The organism is Brachybacterium sp. AOP3-A1-3 (assembly GCF_052378285.1).
Lineage (GTDB): Bacteria > Actinomycetota > Actinomycetes > Actinomycetales > Dermabacteraceae > Brachybacterium.
Window position 1 is genome coordinate 130,355 of the sequence record NZ_JBQSXM010000002.1, and the last position, 14,673, is coordinate 145,027.

A 14,673-nucleotide genomic window follows, 5' to 3' on the forward strand; every position below is an offset into this window, starting at 1 on the left:
TCGGCATGAGAACCACCGTCGCCCTTCTGTTCGGCGGCCGCAGCGGCGAGCACGGCATCTCGTGCGTCACCGCCGGCGGCATCCTCGCTGCGATCGACCGAGACCGTTTCGACGTGCTCGCGATCGGCATCACCCGCGACGGGACCTGGGTCCACGTCTCTGACGACCCCTCGGACTGGACCCTGGTCGACGGCCGCGCCCCCGAGGTGGCACCGGAGGGCGCCGAGGTGCTCCTGCCCGCGACTCGCCGACAGCCCGGCGGCCGCAGCGAGCTGCGCACCGTCGTCGACGGCGTCGTGCACCCGTTGGCCGAGATCGACGTCGTCTTCCCGCTGCTGCACGGCATCTACGGCGAGGACGGCACCGTCCAGGGCCTGCTCGAGCTGCTGGACATCCCGTACGTCGGCTCCGGGGTGCTCGCGTCGGCCACCTGCATGGACAAGGCCGCCACCAAGCAGGGTCTGCGCGCCGCCGGGATCGAGTGCGCCCCCGGCATCGTGGTCCATGAGGACCGCTGGGCAGCCGGGGCCGACGAGGTGAGGGCACATCTGGAGCGCCATCACCCGCTGCCCTGGTTCGTGAAGCCGGCCCGTGCCGGCTCGAGCCTCGGGGTCAGCCGGGTCGGCGATCCTGCGGAGCTCGAGACCGCGATGAAAGCCGCGTTCGCCGAGGATCCCAAGGTGCTCATCGAGGAGTCCGTGATCGGCCGCGAGGTCGAGTGCGGCGTGCTGCAGGGCGGCGACGGCTATGAGGTGCGCACCACGGTCCCCGGTGAGGTGAAGGTGGGCGACGACCTCGACTTCTACGACTACGAGGCGAAGTACTTCGGCAAGGGGACCGTGAGCATCGACGTGCCGGCCGCCCTGCCGGACGCCCAGCTCGAGGAGGTCCGCGAGGTGGCCTCGCGCGCCTTCACCGTGCTGGGCCTGGAGGGCCTCGCCCGGGTGGACGTGTTCGTCACCGAGGACCGCCGCGTGATCGTCAACGAGGTCAACACGATGCCGGGCTTCACCCCGTACTCCATGTTCCCGGTGCTCTGGGAGAACATGGGGCTCTCCTACAGCGACCTTCTCACCGACCTCGTCGAGCAGGCCCGCGGTCGCCGTCCCGGGCCCCGCTGAGCGGCGCCCCCGCTCCGGGGCTCAGCCCGTCGGTTCGTCGCCGGGCCCCACGCAGTGGTCGGTGGCCTCGATGTTCCGGCTCACGACCTGGGCGAGATCGAGCGCCGCGCCGCTGGGCTGATCCGGGGCCGCCGAGAGCGGCACCGTGATGTCGATCGCGGGATCCCGACCGTAGGACGTGTACAGGAACACATCACCCTCGAGCTCGCGGACGATCCAGTCGACCTGCACTCCGTTGGCGTCCTCGAGGGTGGTGCACTGGTCGCTGGTCGGCCCGGGTGGGGTGACACCGCAGCGCATGACGACGGTGTCGTCACCGCTGCCCCAGGCGGCGGTTCCCTGGCTCGAGGTCTCCGTGCGGTCCATGCCCAGCACCTGCGGCGGGGCCGCGAGGATGATGTCGGCGCAGACGGGATCGGTGGCGTCGGGTCCCGCAGGCACCTGCACGGTGCCGCAGGACGCCACCGTCACGGTCAGCAGACCGGCGGCGGCGAAGGCGGGGAGGCGGGAGCGGAGCACGGGTGAAGGGTACCGGCCGAACCTGCGCCGCCGCCGGGGCCGGGTCTGCCACCGGGGTCGGGTCTCCGGCACACTGGGTCCATGATCGGCGACACCCATCTCGGGGAGGCAGGGCTCCTGGCCCGCATGCTCCCGCATCTGTCCACCGACCCCCGCGTGGAGGTCGGCCCCGGGGACGACGCCGCCGTGGTGCGGCTTCCTTCGCCACGGATCGTGGTCACGACCGACACCCTCGTCGAGGGGCACGACTTCCTGCCCGCCACGACGACCGCGACCTGGATCGGCCACAAGGCCGCCGTGCAGAACCTCGCCGACATCGCCGCCATGGGTGCCCGGCCGCTCGCCCTCGTGGTCGCGCTCTCCGCCCCGGCGGACACCCCCGCCTCGGTGTTCGAGGAGCTCACGATCGGGCTGTCCCGACGCGCGGAGGTCGACGGCGCCCACGTGGTGGGCGGTGATCTGGGACGGTCCGAGCAGCTCACGGTGACGGTCACCGCGCTCGGATCCCTCGAGGACGCCCAGCAGCCCGTGCTGCGCTCGGGCGCCCGTCCCGGTGACGTCCTCGCGATCGGGTCCCCGCGCCTGGGCCGCTCCGCCGCCGGCCTGGCCCTGGTCCTCTCGGGCCGGATCCGGGTGCAGGACGGCCAGGTCATCGGGACGGACGGCACGACCCTCGGGCCGTCGGGGCACGGCGACCTCGTCACCTGGCACGACGCCCCCGAGCCGGACCTCGCCCTGGGGTGGACCGTCGGCCGCGGAGCGAGGGCGATGATGGATCTCTCCGACGGGCTCGTGCGGGACGGCACCCGGATCGCGAGAGCCTCCGGCGTGCTCCTGGACCTGGACTCCGACGCTCTCGCCCCGGACGTCTCGCAGCTCGCCGATCTTGCCGCCGAGCTCGGCGAGGACCCCTGGGCCTGGGTGCTCCACGGCGGCGAGGAGCACGCGATGCTCGCCACCTTCGCCGGCGGGAGCGTGCCCGCGGGCTTCCGACCGATCGGGCGGGTGCTGCCTGCCGACGGAGAGAAGGACCACGGCGTGCTCCTGGACGGTGCCCCGATCGATGGAACGGGTTTCGACCACTTCGGGGACCAGGCCTAGTCTGGGCCCGTACCCCTCGAGCGTCCCTCGAGGGCATCCCGACCTCCTGAAGGAGACCCCATGACGATCACCGTGAAGGCACTGCAGAAGACCGGCCCCGATCAGCCGTTCCAGGTCGCGACCATCGAGCGCCGCGACCCGCGTCCCACCGACGTCGTCATCGACATCAAGGCCGCCGGGATCTGCCACAGCGACATCCACACCATCCGCAACGAGTGGGGCGAGGCGAACTTCCCCCTCACCGTCGGCCACGAGATCGCCGGCGTCGTCGAGGCCGTGGGCTCGGACGTCACCGACTGGAAGGTCGGGGACCGTGTGGGCGTCGGGTGCATGGTGGACTCCTGCGGCACGTGCGAGGAGTGCCGCGCCGGCCAGGAGCAGAACTGCCTGGAGGGCAACGTCGGCACCTACAACGCGACCGACGTCGACGGCACGATCACGCAGGGCGGCTACGCCCAGAAGGTCGTCGTCGACGAGCGCTTCGTGTGCCGCATCCCCGAGGGCCTGGACTTCGACGTCGCCGCACCGCTGCTGTGCGCCGGCATCACCACCTACGCACCGCTGGCCCGCTGGGGTGCCGCGGACTCCAAGGACGGCGCCCCGAAGAAGGTCGCCGTGCTGGGTCTGGGCGGCCTGGGCCACATGGGCGTGCAGATCGCCGCCGCCATGGGCGCCGACGTCACCGTGCTGTCGCGCACCCGCAAGAAGGAGCAGCTGGCCATCGAGCTCGGTGCCCAGCAGACGCTCGCCACCTCGGAGGACGGCTTCTTCGCCGACCACCGCGGAGAGTTCGACATCATCCTCAACACGATCAGCGCCGACATCCCCGTCGACAAGTACCTCGGCCTGCTCAAGCCCCGCGGCGTGGTGGCCGTGGTGGGCCTGCCGCCGCAGAAGCAGCCGCTCAGCTTCGGCTCGATCATCGGTGGCGGCAAGGTGCTGGCCGGCTCGAACATCGGCGGCATCGCCCAGACCCAGGAGATGCTCGACTTCTGCGCCGAGCACGGGATCGCCGCGCAGATCGAGACCATCGGGGTTGACGAGGCGGACGCCGCCTACGAGCGTGTGGTCGCCGGTGAGGTCTTCTTCCGCGTCGTCATCGACACCGCGACCTTCGAGGACGCCGAGGTCGCCTGACGGCCCGGCAAGCGCACGACGACACCCGCGACGCCCTTCGGGGCGCCGCGGGTGTCGTCATCTCCGCGGGACGATGGCTGCCGCGTCACGGCAGCAGGCGCACCGGGATCTCCTGCTCGACCACGCCGCCTGATCCGTCCCGTGTGATCCGTGTGGCCCGGGCGCCGTCCACCTCGGTGACCGCCTCGGCGAGCTCGGTGCCGCGGTACAGCAGCCCGGCGCCGTCGTCCGTGCACACCGTCGGGCCGAGCGTGCCGTCCGCCACCAGCTCGCGGATCAGCGGGCGACGGCGCTCCTCGGTGTCCATGTGCACCCCGTTGGCGCCGGGCAGGAAACCCAGGCCGTTCGTGACCGGTGCCAGCTGCGGGCCGAAGGAATCGGTGACCCCGCCCTCGAACCAGCAGATCGAGCCGGCGGAGACGCCCGCGAGCACCACCCCGTCCTGCCAGAGCCGGTGCAGGATCTCCGGCAGTCCATGGGCTCGCCACACAGCCAGCAGGTTCACCACCGAGCCCCCGTTGACCCAGATGACGTCGAAGCCACGCAGGTAGCTCTCCACGTCCTCCACGTTGGGCATGGAGAACAGGCTGAGGTGATGCAGCTCGTAGCCCGCCTCCCGGGCTGCCTCCTCCATATCCCGTTGGAAGCTCCGGTCGTCCCCGGAGGCGGTCCCGATGTGGCAGATACGGGGTGCACGGTCGCGGTGGTCACCCGCGGGCTGGCCGGTGCACGAGGCCTCACGGCTGAGCTCGACGGCGAAGGCCATCATCGGCCCGAAGCCGAAGCGCAGCCGAGGATGAGGGCGGTACCCGGCGCTGGTGGCGAGGATGGTGGGGGAGGACGCAGGCATCGGATCTCCTCGGACTCGGGCCCGAGCGGGAGCCCGGGCATGCGGGCGAGGCTATCGCGAGGACCCACGACCTGGAGGATGCACGACCCGCAGAACCACGAGAGCCCCCACCCCGAAGGGTGAGGGCTCTCGTGGAGGGACCTGTCGGTCCTGGGGTCTGTACGGTCTCCCGCTCAGGCGCCGAGCGTGCTGACCTTGCCCGCCTTCAGGCAGGAGGTGCACACGTTCACGCGCTTGCTGGTCCCGTTGATCACAGTGCGCACGGACTGGATGTTCGGGTTCCAACGACGCGAGGTACGGCGGTGCGAGTGGGAAACGCTCTTGCCGAAGCTCGGGTGCTTGGCACAGATGTCACACGTGGAAGAAGCCACTGTCGTCTCCTGAAAAGTCGAATTCTGATCGAGGTGCCCGCCCTTCCCGCAATCTCGGTTCGCAGGAGTCGGTGACCTCGGGTGGGCGCGGGGCGCCAGCCCCAGGAGGTCAGGGCAACCACGGAAGCATAGCCCAGATCTCCCGTCCACATGAAGGGGAGGCGAGTGCGACGCCTTGTGGATTCCGCCACAACGTCGGTCCCGGGTGGCACGATGGTCGCGCAGCAGGCCGGATCGCGGGATCATCGTCCCACGTCGCGCCGCAGTCGACGAGGGACGAGGAGGCACCGCATGGCCAGGAGGGTCGAGTCCGCCCGCGGCTCCATGCCGCTCTCGGAGCTCCTCGAGCGCAAGGAGGCCAGGGCGATGTCCTCGTTCGGGGTGAAGGACCTCGACACGATGCTGCGCTTCGCCCCTCGCCGCTACACGGTCCCGGCCCCGCTCCGCTCGCTCCACGACGTCCAGGTGGGGGAGGAGATGAGCGCGATCGTCTCCGTGGTGCGGGTGAAGGAGCGCAGCATGCGCAGCCGCCGGGGATCGATCCTGGAGGTCGTGGTCTCCGACGAGGTCGAGGAGATCACCCTCACCTTCTTCCTCGCCAAGCAGCACCTCGTGGACTGGCACCGCAGCCGGCTCGTGGTCGGCAAGCACCTGGTCGTGCGCGGCACCGTCGGCTGGAACTCGTATTCGGGCTCACCTCAGATCACCCATCCGGATTACGAGGAGTACGACGACACCCCGGAGGGGATCGCCCATGCCCAGCGGCCGCTGCCCGTCTATCCGCTGAAGCAGAACATCGCCCAGCGCACGATGCGCGCGGCCACCGAGCAGGGCATCGAGTTCGCGGGCTCGCTGGCGCAGCCCGTGCCCGGTTCCGTGCTCTCCGCCCGCGGCCTGCTGACGCTCCCGCAGGCCGTGACGAAGGTGCACGTCCCCGCCACGGTCCAGGACACCCGGGAGGGAATGGCCCACCTGGTGTTCGAGGAGGCCTTCGTGCTGCAGGCGATCTTCGCGCAGCGGCGCGCCGTCGACGCCCGCACCCCTGCACCGGCGCTGCGGGCCACTGGGCCGCTGCAGGATCTCTTCGACGACCGGCTCCCCTTCGAGCTCACCGCCGGACAGCTCGAGATCGGCGATCAGCTCGCCGAGCGCGTCGGTCGAGACCATCCCACCAGCGTGCTGCTGCAGGGCGACGTCGGCTCCGGCAAGACCGTGATCGCCCTGCGCGCGATGCTGCGCGCGGTGGATTCCGGTCACCAGGCCGTGCTGCTCGCCCCGACCGAGGTCCTCGCCGAGCAGCACCACCGCACGATCACCCAGCTGCTCGGCGACCTCGCCCGCGCCGGCCAGCTCGACGGCGCGGCGGACGCCACCCGGGTGCGCCTGCTGACCGGTTCGCAGCGGACCGCCGAACGCAGGCAGACCCTGCTCGACGTGACCTCAGGGCTCGCAGGCATCGTGATCGGCACCCACGCCCTGCTGACCGAGGGTGTCGAGTTCGCGGCCCTCGGCCTCGCGGTCATCGACGAGCAGCACCGCTTCGGGGTGGACCACCGCCGCCGTCTGCGCACGAAGGGCCCCTCGGGCATGAGCCCCCACGTCGTGGTGATGACCGCGACCCCGATCCCGCGCACCGCGGCGCTCGCGACCGTCGGCGACCTCGATGTGCTCACCCTGCGCGAGAGCCCGGGCATGCGCGCCGGTGTCACCACCCATGTGGTCCCCGAGCAGAACTCTCGGTGGGAGACGCGCATGTGGGGGCGGGCCGCGGAGGAGATCGCGGCCGGTCGGCAGGTGTTCGTCGTCTGCGCGCGCATCGACGAGACAGGAGCCGGAGACGGATCGCCCCCGCCCGGGGCCCTGCCGGAGCCGCCGCCCCCACCTCCCGACGCGGACGGGGGCGGCACCGCCACCCCTCTCGAGGAGGCCCGGGGCGTCCTGGCCACGGCGGGGCGCCTCGCCCGGCGCCCGGAGCTCGCCGGCGCCCGCATCGGGGTGCTCCACGGCCGGATGCCCTCGGAGGACAAGCAGCGCGCGATGGAGGACATGCTCGCGGGCCGGATCGATATCCTGGTCGCGACGACCGTCATCGAGGTCGGGGTCGACATCCCCAACGCCTCGACGATGATCGTGCTGGACGCGGAGCGCTTCGGCGTCTCCCAGCTGCACCAGCTGCGCGGTCGTGTGGGCCGTGGCGAGCACGCCGGCATCGCCTTCCTCAGCACCCGCCTCACCCCGGGCGACGCCCGCTCTCGTCTCGAGCAGATCGCGGGCGCGGCCGACGGCTTCGCCCTCGCGGAGATCGACCTCGAGACGCGCGGAGCCGGAGACCTGGTGGGGGAGGAGCAGTCCGGACTGCAGCGCACCCTCAAGCATCTCGACGTGATCCGGGATGCTCGCATCATCGAGCAGGCCCGCGAGGACGCCTTCGCCGTCGTCGCGGCCGATCCCGATCTGACCGCCCATCCCGATCTCGCCGGCGCCATCGAGAACCGCCTGCGTGACGCCGATCCTGACGTGGAGAGGAGCTGACATGCCGCGCATCATCGCGGGCACGCTCGGCGGCCGCACGATCCCCGGACCGCCCGGGAAGGGCACGAGACCCACCTCCGACCGGGTGCGCGAGGCCCTGTTCTCGCGCCTGGACGGCTGGGACGCCCTGCGCGGCGCCCGGGTCCTGGACCTCTACGCCGGAACCGGCGGCCTCGCCTTCGAGTCCCTCTCCCGCGGGGCGACCCACGCCCTGCTGGTGGAGCTCCATGCCCCCACCGCGAAGCAGCTGCGCCGCACGGCCCTCGAGCTCGGGCTCGAGCAGAGGTGCGAGATCCGGGCCGGGAAGGCCGAGACGGTCGCCGGTCAGCTCGAGGGCCGGGACTTCTCCCTGGTGTTCCTGGACCCACCGTATGACATCACCACCGAGGCGCTCGAAGCCCTCCTGCTCACGCTGCGCCCGGCGCTGACCGCTGAGGCTCTTGTGGTCATCGAGCGCTCCAGCCGTACTCGGCCGGTGGGCTGGCCGGAGGGTTGGGCCGACGACGGCACCAAGACCTACGGGGAGACGGTGCTCCAGTTCGGCGGGCCCGCGACCGAGCCCGATCTCGCGACCGAGCCCGATCTCGCGACCGAGCCCGATCTCGCGACCGAGCCCGATCTCGCGACCGAGCCCACTCCTGCGTCGGAGCCCGACCCCGATCCAGACTCCGGTCCCGATTCCGCGACGGACTGAGTACCGAGTGCGGCGAGCAGGTCGAGCTTGCCGGCGTCCTCGCTGTGCGGTGGAGCGGTCAGCACCAGCAGGACCTGTGAGGCATCCTCGGTGAGCAGCGCCTGGCAGTCCACCTCGATCCGGCCGATCTGCGGGTGCAGCACCACCTTGTGGTCCTCGAAGCGACGGGCCACCACCTGGGAGTCCCACAGCTGCGCGAACTCCGCGCTGTGCGCGGAGAGGATCTCCGCGAGCTCCGACGCCCGTGAGCGCGGGCCCATCGCCCCGTAGGCCGCCCGCAGCGAGGCCACCTTGGACAGGCCGTGGTGCGCATGCTCCTCGGCCGGGTATACGGCGCGCGCCTGCTCGGGATGCACGAACCAGCTGTAGATCGCGCTGCGCTCCCAGCCGGTGAGCTGCTCGGCGTCCCCGAACAGGGCCCGGGCCGGTCCGTTCTGCACGAGCGGCTCCTCGAGGGCGGACAGCACCATCGCCGGAGTGTCGTGCAGACGGTCCATCACCCGCATCAGGGCCGGCGCCACGTAGCCCTCGACGGCATGGCGCTCCGGGGCGCTGTGCCCGGCCACCCGGTACAGGTAGTCGCGCTCGTCGGTCGTCATCCGCAGCGCCCGGGCGATCGCCGCGAGCATCTGGGTGCTCGGCTGAGGCCCGCGCCGCTGTTCGAGCCGCGTGTAGTAGTCGGTGGACATCGTCGCGAGCTGCGCGACCTCCTCGCGGCGCAGGCCGGGGGTGCGGCGTCGCGCACCGGGCCCGAGGCCGACGTCGGTCGGGGCGAGGGCGGCGCGATGCCGCACGAGGAAGTCTGCGAGCGCGTCCCTGTCCATTGCTGAAGTATCGACCTCACGCCGCCCGGCTGCCAGGGATCGGTGATCCCCCGATATCCGGACTCTGGTGAGCGCCTCGCCGGGGGAGCAGTCTCGACCCCATGGACATCACCGGACACACCATCTTCCTTCCCGGCGCCACCAGCGGCATCGGACTCGCCCTCGCCCTGCGCCTGCAGGAGAAGGGGAACCAGGTCATCGTGGGCGGGCGCCGCACGGAGCTGCTCGAGAGCGTCGCCGCGGAGCACCCCGGTATCGACACCGTCCGCGTGGACACCGCCGACTCGGGCAGCATCGAGGCCGCCGCGCGCACCGTGCTCGCCGAGCACCCCGATCTCGACGTGCTCATCACCATGGCCGGCATCATGCGCGCCGAGGACTGGACGGACCCTGCCGAGTTCCTGCCCACCGCCGAGGCCACCGTGACCACGAACCTGCTCGGGCCGATCCGCCTCATCGCCGCGTTCATGGAGCATCTGCTCGCGCAGCCCTCGGCGACGATCATGACTGTCTCCTCGGGCCTCGCCTTCATCCCCCTGCGCCCCACCCCCACCTACAACGCCACCAAGGCCGCGATCCACATGCTCTCGGAGTCGCTGCGGTTGCAGCTCGCCGGCACTGCGGTCGAGGTCCTCGAGCTGATCCCGCCGGCGGTGCGCACGGACCTCATGCCCGGGCAGGCCACCAGCGAAACGGCGATGCCCCTTGAGGACTTCGTCGACGAGGTGATGAGTCTCCTGGAGGACCGGCCGGAGGCGACCGAGATCAGGGTGCAGCAGGTCGAGTTCCTGCGCGGGGCCGAGGCCCGCGGCGATTACCCCCAGGTGGTCGCGGCCCTGAACAGGAGCGATCCTCACGCCCGTGCGTGATCCTAGGATGGGCCGATGACCCTCGCGCTCACCGATCTCGACTGGCCCGTCCGCACCGACCGACTCGAGCTGCGCCCGGCCCGCCCGGAGGACGCCGACGCCGTCTGGCCCTGGTACCGGCTGCCGGAGGTCCAGGAGTGGACCACCACGCTGAGCGCCAGCCTCGAGGACCACCAGCAGTGGTGGGCGAACTCGCTCGCCTCCAGCGTCGTCGGCATCCTGGACGGTCGGATCATCGCCGACGGCAAGGTGTCGCTGCAGGACGCCTGGTCCCAGGCCGACATGGTCCGGCAGGCCCGCGGGCAGCAGGCCGAGCTCGGCTGGGTGCTCGACCCCGCCGTGCAGGGCCGGGGCTGGGCACCGAGTTCGCCGCCGCCCTGCTCGACCTCGCGGTTGACGGCCTCGGCGTGCGCCGGGTCGAGGCCTCCTGCTTCGCCGAGAACTTCGCCTCGCGCCGCGTCATGGAGAAGATCGGCATGCGCTGCGAGGGAGTCTTCGTCGAGGAGTCCCTGCACCGCAGCGGCCGCTGGCTGGACGGGATGTCCTTCGCGATCCTCGCCCGCGAGCACCGCGCCCACAGGGCCTGAGCGCTCAGGCCCATGTCGTCCGTGACTTCCGCACCATCACCGGTCAGACTCCCTCTCGCTACGCGGCCCGCGATCCTGAGAGACTGGTGCCATGATGCGACTCAGCGCGACCTTCACCGTCGACCTGCTCCCCGGGGAGCCCCTGCCCGCGGCGGATGACCGCTTCGACCTCAGCAAGACCTGGACGGGGGACCTCGAGGGCACGAGCACAGGTCTCATGCTGACCTCCGGCGACCCCGTGACCGGCAACGCCGGGTACATCGCGCTCGAGCGGTTCGACGGCGTGCTCGACGGCCGGCGGGGCACCGTCACCTTCCATCAGCTGGGCACCATGGCCGACGGCGAGCCCACCCTGGAGTACGTGATCGCCCCCGGGTCAGGGACCGGCGAGCTCTCCGGCCTCCGGGGCGCTCTGGGCATCGAACGCATCGATGACGACGGCACCCACCACGTGGCCCTCGAGCTGGCATGACACTGCCGGACATCCACGGCGCACGCACTACAGTGGCGGCATGAGCATCGTCGTCCTGCCCGGCTCGTTCGACCCCTTCACCCTGGGGCATCTCGACCTCACCCGTCGGGCTGTCGCGCTCGGGCACCACGTGATCATCGCCGTCTCGCACAACCCGTCCAAGAAGGGGCTCCTGGACCTCGAGACCCGCACCTCCACGATCGACGCCGTGGCACAGGCCGACGGCCTGGGCGACGCGGTCGAGGTCCGCACCCTGCCCACGGGGCTGCTGGTCGACTTCTGCCGCGACGTCGGCGCCGGTGCGGTCGTGCGGGGCCTGCGCTCGCAGCTCGATCTCGCGTACGAGGAGCCCATGGCACGCATGAACCAGCACCTCGCCGGGACGGACACCGTCTTCCTGCTCACGGATTCCTCGTACTCCCATATCTCCTCGTCCCTGGTGCGCGAGGTCCACTCCCTCGGCGGTGATGTCTCCGACATGCTCCCGCCCGCCTCGCTGGACGCGCTCCGGGCCGCCGCGCCCGTATCCTGAACGACCCCACGACCTGAACAGGACCGCCTCACCATGTCTTCCGATCCCGCCTCCGCCTCTCCCCTCGACAAGGACCTGCTCTTCGACGCGGTCGACCTCGTCGGCAACGTCGGCTCCCACCGTCGCGTCGAGCGCACCCTCACCGCCCCCGCCCGGGAGGTCGGCGGACTCGCGATGCAGGTCCCCGAGGGCGAGGACCTCGCCGTGGAGATCGAGCTCGAGTCCGTCGTCGAAGGGGTCTACGTCCACGGCACCGTCACCGCCCACCTCGAGGGCGAGTGCTCGCGATGCCTGGACCCCGTCGAGCAGGACGTCGCCGCGCGCCTCGACGAGCTGTACATGTTCCCCGAGAAGGTGAAGGCCGACGAGCGCGAGGACACCACCATGCTCACGGGCGACGACGTCGACCTGGGCCCGCTGGTGCGTGATGCGCTCGCGATGGCGGCCGAGGAGCGTCCGCTGTGCCGTGAGGACTGCCCGGGCCTGTGCGGTCAGTGCGGCTTCCGCATGGAGGACGATCCCGACCACCACCACGACGTGATCGATGATCGCTTCGCGGCGCTGCAGGGCCTGTTCGACGAGTCCACGGACACCGCAGCCTCCGAGGGTCAGGACGCGCCCACCGAGGGCGAGGGGCGCTGATGGCGCGCAGGCGCCGCTCGACCGAGGCCTCCGATCCCGCGGGCCTGCTGGCGAAGCTGCCGCTGGACGGTGCGCAGGCGGCGGATCTGCAGGAGTCGGGTCTGCTGGATCTCTCCTTGACCCACCGCTCCTACTCGTACGAGCACGACGAGATCCCGCACAACGAGCGCCTCGAGTTCCTCGGCGACGCGGTGCTCCAGCTGGCCGTCACCGAGCAGCTGTACACGATCCATCCCACGCTGCCCGAGGGGGACCTCGCCCGCCGTCGCGCCGCCACCGTCAGCACCCGGGCGCTCGCCGTGATCGCCTCCCAGCTCGACCTCGGCGCCTACGTGAAGCTCGGCCGCGGGGAGGACCTCACCGGGGGACGGGCCAAGGCGTCGATCCTCGCCGACACCACGGAGGCCGTCATCGGCGCCGTGCACCTGGCCCTCGGGCAGGACGTCTCGCGTCGCTTCGTGCTGGACCTCATGAGGCCCCTGCTGGACTCCGACGAGTTCCTCGAGACGAGCTACGACTTCAAGTCCCGCCTGCAGGAGATCGCGGCGACCGGGGGCGTCAGCCCCAGCTACCGGATCACCGAGGAGGGGCTCGAGCACGAGAAGATGTTCACCGCGACCGTGACCGTCGAGGGCATCGTCACCGCGAACGGGGAGGGCCCGTCCAAGAAGGAGGCCGAGCTCGCCGCGGCCCAGAGCGCAGTGCGCACGGTGCTCGCCGAGCGCGGCGAGACCCTCATCCCACGGGGCTGAGGCCATGCCCGAGCTGCCTGAGGTCGAGGTCGTCCGTCGCGGCCTGGAACCGCGCACCGTGGGTCGGATCATCGAGTCCGTCGAGATCCTCGACGCCCGGATCATCCGCCGTCAGGTCGGCGGGGCGGACCGTCTGCGTGGTGCCCTGACCGGCACCCGGCTGACCGCTGTCGCACGGCGCGGGAAGTTCCTGTGGTGGCGACTGGCCGACGAGGACGGACACGACACCGGCGAGGCCCTCATCGGCCACCTCGGCATGAGCGGCCAGCTGCGCCTGCGGGATCCCGCCCCGATCGTCGCGCTCCCCGTCGCGACCCCTTCCGAAGGGCCCGCCCCCGATCCGCTGCGCCATCGTCGTCTCACCCTCCACCTCGATGACGGCGCCGCGATCGACCTCGTCGACCAGCGTCTGTTCGGCGGCCTGTGGACCAGCCCCCTGGCCCCGACGTCTGATGGCGCCCTGGCCGGGCAGGGCAGCCCGGACTCCCTGCTCCCCGCCTCCGCGGCCGGCATCGCCCGGGACCTGCTGGATCCTGCGGCGGACCTCCCTGCCATCGCGCGCACGATCCGCTCCCGTCGGGCCGGCGTGAAATCTCTGCTGCTCGCCCAGGACCTGGTCAGCGGGATCGGCAACATCTACGCCGACGAGGCGCTGTGGGCGGCCCGCGTCCGCTTCGACACCCCGGGAGGGCAGCTCACCCAGCGCAAGGTCCTCGAGCTGCTGCGCGCGGCCCGCGAGGTCATGGAACGCGCGCTCGAGGTGGGCGGGACGAGCTTCGACGCGCTGTACGTGAACGTCGAGGGCCGCAGCGGGTACTTCGCCCGTTCGCTCAGCGCCTACGGTCGCGACGGGGAGCCCTGCCAGCGGTGCGGCACTGTGCTCAGACGAGCGCTCCACCAGGGACGCAGCAGCCATTACTGCCCCCGGTGCCAGCGGTCGCCACGATGATCCGAGCAGCACGATCCGCGCAGAACGAGCCGAGCAGCTCATCCGAAGTAGCCCCGCCCAGGAAGGACGTCCGGTGACGACGACGACGAACGAACCCGAGCCCGCAGCGGTCCGCGTGATGCTGGTGGACGACCACGAGGTGGTCCGTCGCGGGATCGTCACGGTCATCGACGCGCAGAGCGATCTGAGCGTGGTCGGCGAGGCGTCCTCGGTCGCCGAGGCGAGTCGACGGCTGCCGGCGATCCGGCCCGACGTGCTGGTCGTGGACCTGCAGCTGCCCGACGGCACGGGCATCGAGGTCATGCGGTCGGCGCGGGAGATCGACCCGGAGCAGGCGATGCTGGTGCTCACGAGCTTCGACGACGACGCGGCGCTGCGGGAGTCGCGGGCCGCGGGCGCCGCGGGGCTGATCCTGAAGTCCGCCCGCTCTCAGGAGATCGCCGACTCGATCCGTGCGGTGCACGCCGGCCGCACCGTCTGGCCCGCGGACCACGTCACCGAGGAGCAGGAGCTCTCCGACTCCGACCGACGCATCGTCGACCTCATCGGGGACGGGCACTCCAACCGCGAGATCGCCGACGAGCTCGGCATCGCCGAGAAGACCGTCAAGAACCGCGTCACGGTCATCCTGCAGACCCTGGGCATGCAGCGTCGCACCCAGGTCGCCGCGATGGTCGCGGCCCGCCGCCGCGCCGGCTGGAAGTAGCTCGCGCGCCGGAGG

Annotated in this window: 16 protein-coding genes and 2 pseudogenes; 14 read left to right on the forward strand and 4 right to left on the reverse strand. The window is 71.5% G+C overall.

What is annotated here, in order from left to right; all coding sequences use genetic code 11:
• Positions 1-5 precede the first annotated feature (5 nt).
• The gene (locus tag ACT3T5_RS03360; RefSeq protein WP_444577661.1) at positions 6-1,121 is read left to right on the forward strand and encodes a D-alanine--D-alanine ligase family protein; all 1,116 of its coding nucleotides are present in this window, start codon (positions 6-8) and stop codon (positions 1,119-1,121) included.
• Between the two features lie 21 nt (positions 1,122-1,142).
• Here the strand turns inward: ACT3T5_RS03360 and ACT3T5_RS03365 are convergent, their stop codons facing one another.
• Positions 1,143-1,640 carry a DUF3515 domain-containing protein gene (locus tag ACT3T5_RS03365; RefSeq protein ID WP_444577659.1) on the reverse strand — a complete coding sequence of 166 codons (498 nt, stop codon included), beginning with the start codon at positions 1,638-1,640 and terminating at the stop codon, positions 1,143-1,145.
• 81 nt (positions 1,641-1,721) lie between these two features.
• Between ACT3T5_RS03365 and thiL the strand changes: the two genes are divergently transcribed.
• Both thiL and ACT3T5_RS03375 read left to right on the forward strand, forming a co-directional pair.
• Complete coding sequence (thiL, locus tag ACT3T5_RS03370) at positions 1,722-2,741, forward strand: thiamine-phosphate kinase (RefSeq protein ID WP_444577657.1); 1,020 nt, start codon at positions 1,722-1,724, stop codon at positions 2,739-2,741.
• A 60-nt stretch (positions 2,742-2,801) separates the two neighbouring features.
• Positions 2,802-3,878 (forward strand): NAD(P)-dependent alcohol dehydrogenase, encoded by a 1,077-nt coding sequence (locus tag ACT3T5_RS03375; RefSeq protein WP_444593619.1) that lies wholly within the window; start codon positions 2,802-2,804, stop codon positions 3,876-3,878.
• Between the two features lie 85 nt (positions 3,879-3,963).
• On the opposite strand, the gene ACT3T5_RS03380 is transcribed toward ACT3T5_RS03375, so the two are convergent.
• Positions 3,964-4,728 (reverse strand): Type 1 glutamine amidotransferase-like domain-containing protein, encoded by a 765-nt coding sequence (locus ACT3T5_RS03380; RefSeq protein WP_444593620.1) that lies wholly within the window; start codon positions 4,726-4,728, stop codon positions 3,964-3,966.
• 173 nt (positions 4,729-4,901) lie between these two features.
• Positions 4,902-5,099 (reverse strand): 50S ribosomal protein L28, encoded by a 198-nt coding sequence (gene rpmB / locus ACT3T5_RS03385; RefSeq protein ID WP_096165582.1) that lies wholly within the window; start codon positions 5,097-5,099, stop codon positions 4,902-4,904.
• Positions 5,100-5,390: 291 nt separating this feature from the next.
• On the opposite strand from rpmB, the gene ACT3T5_RS03390 reads away from it, so the two are divergent.
• Positions 5,391-7,631, forward strand: a complete 2,241-nt coding sequence (locus ACT3T5_RS03390) for an ATP-dependent DNA helicase RecG (protein ID WP_444593621.1) — start codon at positions 5,391-5,393, stop codon at positions 7,629-7,631.
• A 1-nt stretch (position 7,632) separates the two neighbouring features.
• A complete protein-coding gene (gene rsmD / locus ACT3T5_RS03395) occupies positions 7,633-8,325 on the forward strand; it encodes a 16S rRNA (guanine(966)-N(2))-methyltransferase RsmD (protein WP_444593622.1) in 693 nt (230 codons plus the stop codon).
• A 26-nt stretch (positions 8,326-8,351) separates the two neighbouring features.
• Here the strand turns inward: rsmD and ACT3T5_RS03400 are convergent.
• Positions 8,352-9,149: pseudogene (locus tag ACT3T5_RS03400) on the reverse strand (helix-turn-helix transcriptional regulator); the annotation flags it as partial.
• Positions 9,150-9,250: 101 nt separating this feature from the next.
• Between ACT3T5_RS03400 and ACT3T5_RS03405 the strand changes: the two are divergent.
• From ACT3T5_RS03405 to ACT3T5_RS03445, 9 genes and pseudogenes are all read left to right on the forward strand, one after another.
• The gene (locus tag ACT3T5_RS03405) at positions 9,251-10,018 is read left to right on the forward strand and encodes an SDR family oxidoreductase (protein ID WP_444577648.1); all 768 of its coding nucleotides are present in this window, start codon (positions 9,251-9,253) and stop codon (positions 10,016-10,018) included.
• 15 nt (positions 10,019-10,033) lie between these two features.
• Positions 10,034-10,276 (forward strand): annotated as a pseudogene (locus tag ACT3T5_RS03410) (GNAT family N-acetyltransferase); the annotation flags it as partial.
• Positions 10,201-10,605 (forward strand): GNAT family N-acetyltransferase, encoded by a 405-nt coding sequence (locus ACT3T5_RS03415; RefSeq protein WP_444593623.1) that lies wholly within the window; start codon positions 10,201-10,203, stop codon positions 10,603-10,605. The pseudogene ACT3T5_RS03410 and the gene ACT3T5_RS03415, both read left to right, overlap by 76 nt.
• Positions 10,606-10,696: 91 nt before the next feature.
• Positions 10,697-11,077, forward strand: a complete 381-nt coding sequence (locus ACT3T5_RS03420; protein WP_444577644.1) for a DUF3224 domain-containing protein — start codon at positions 10,697-10,699, stop codon at positions 11,075-11,077.
• 40 nt (positions 11,078-11,117) lie between these two features.
• Complete coding sequence (coaD, locus tag ACT3T5_RS03425; RefSeq protein ID WP_444577643.1) at positions 11,118-11,609, forward strand: pantetheine-phosphate adenylyltransferase; 492 nt, start codon at positions 11,118-11,120, stop codon at positions 11,607-11,609.
• A gap of 33 nt (positions 11,610-11,642) precedes the next feature.
• Positions 11,643-12,251 (forward strand): YceD family protein, encoded by a 609-nt coding sequence (locus tag ACT3T5_RS03430; RefSeq protein ID WP_444577642.1) that lies wholly within the window; start codon positions 11,643-11,645, stop codon positions 12,249-12,251.
• A complete protein-coding gene (gene rnc, locus ACT3T5_RS03435) occupies positions 12,251-13,003 on the forward strand; it encodes a ribonuclease III (RefSeq protein ID WP_444593624.1) in 753 nt (250 codons plus the stop codon). Before ACT3T5_RS03430 ends, rnc begins: the two co-directional genes overlap by 1 nt.
• Positions 13,004-13,007: 4 nt before the next feature.
• Entirely contained in the window at positions 13,008-13,952 is a 945-nt protein-coding gene (gene mutM / locus ACT3T5_RS03440) for a bifunctional DNA-formamidopyrimidine glycosylase/DNA-(apurinic or apyrimidinic site) lyase (protein ID WP_444593625.1), read from the forward strand.
• 118 nt (positions 13,953-14,070) lie between these two features.
• Positions 14,071-14,658 (forward strand): response regulator transcription factor, encoded by a 588-nt coding sequence (locus tag ACT3T5_RS03445; protein ID WP_444577803.1) that lies wholly within the window; start codon positions 14,071-14,073, stop codon positions 14,656-14,658.
• Positions 14,659-14,673: the final 15 nt, after the last annotated feature.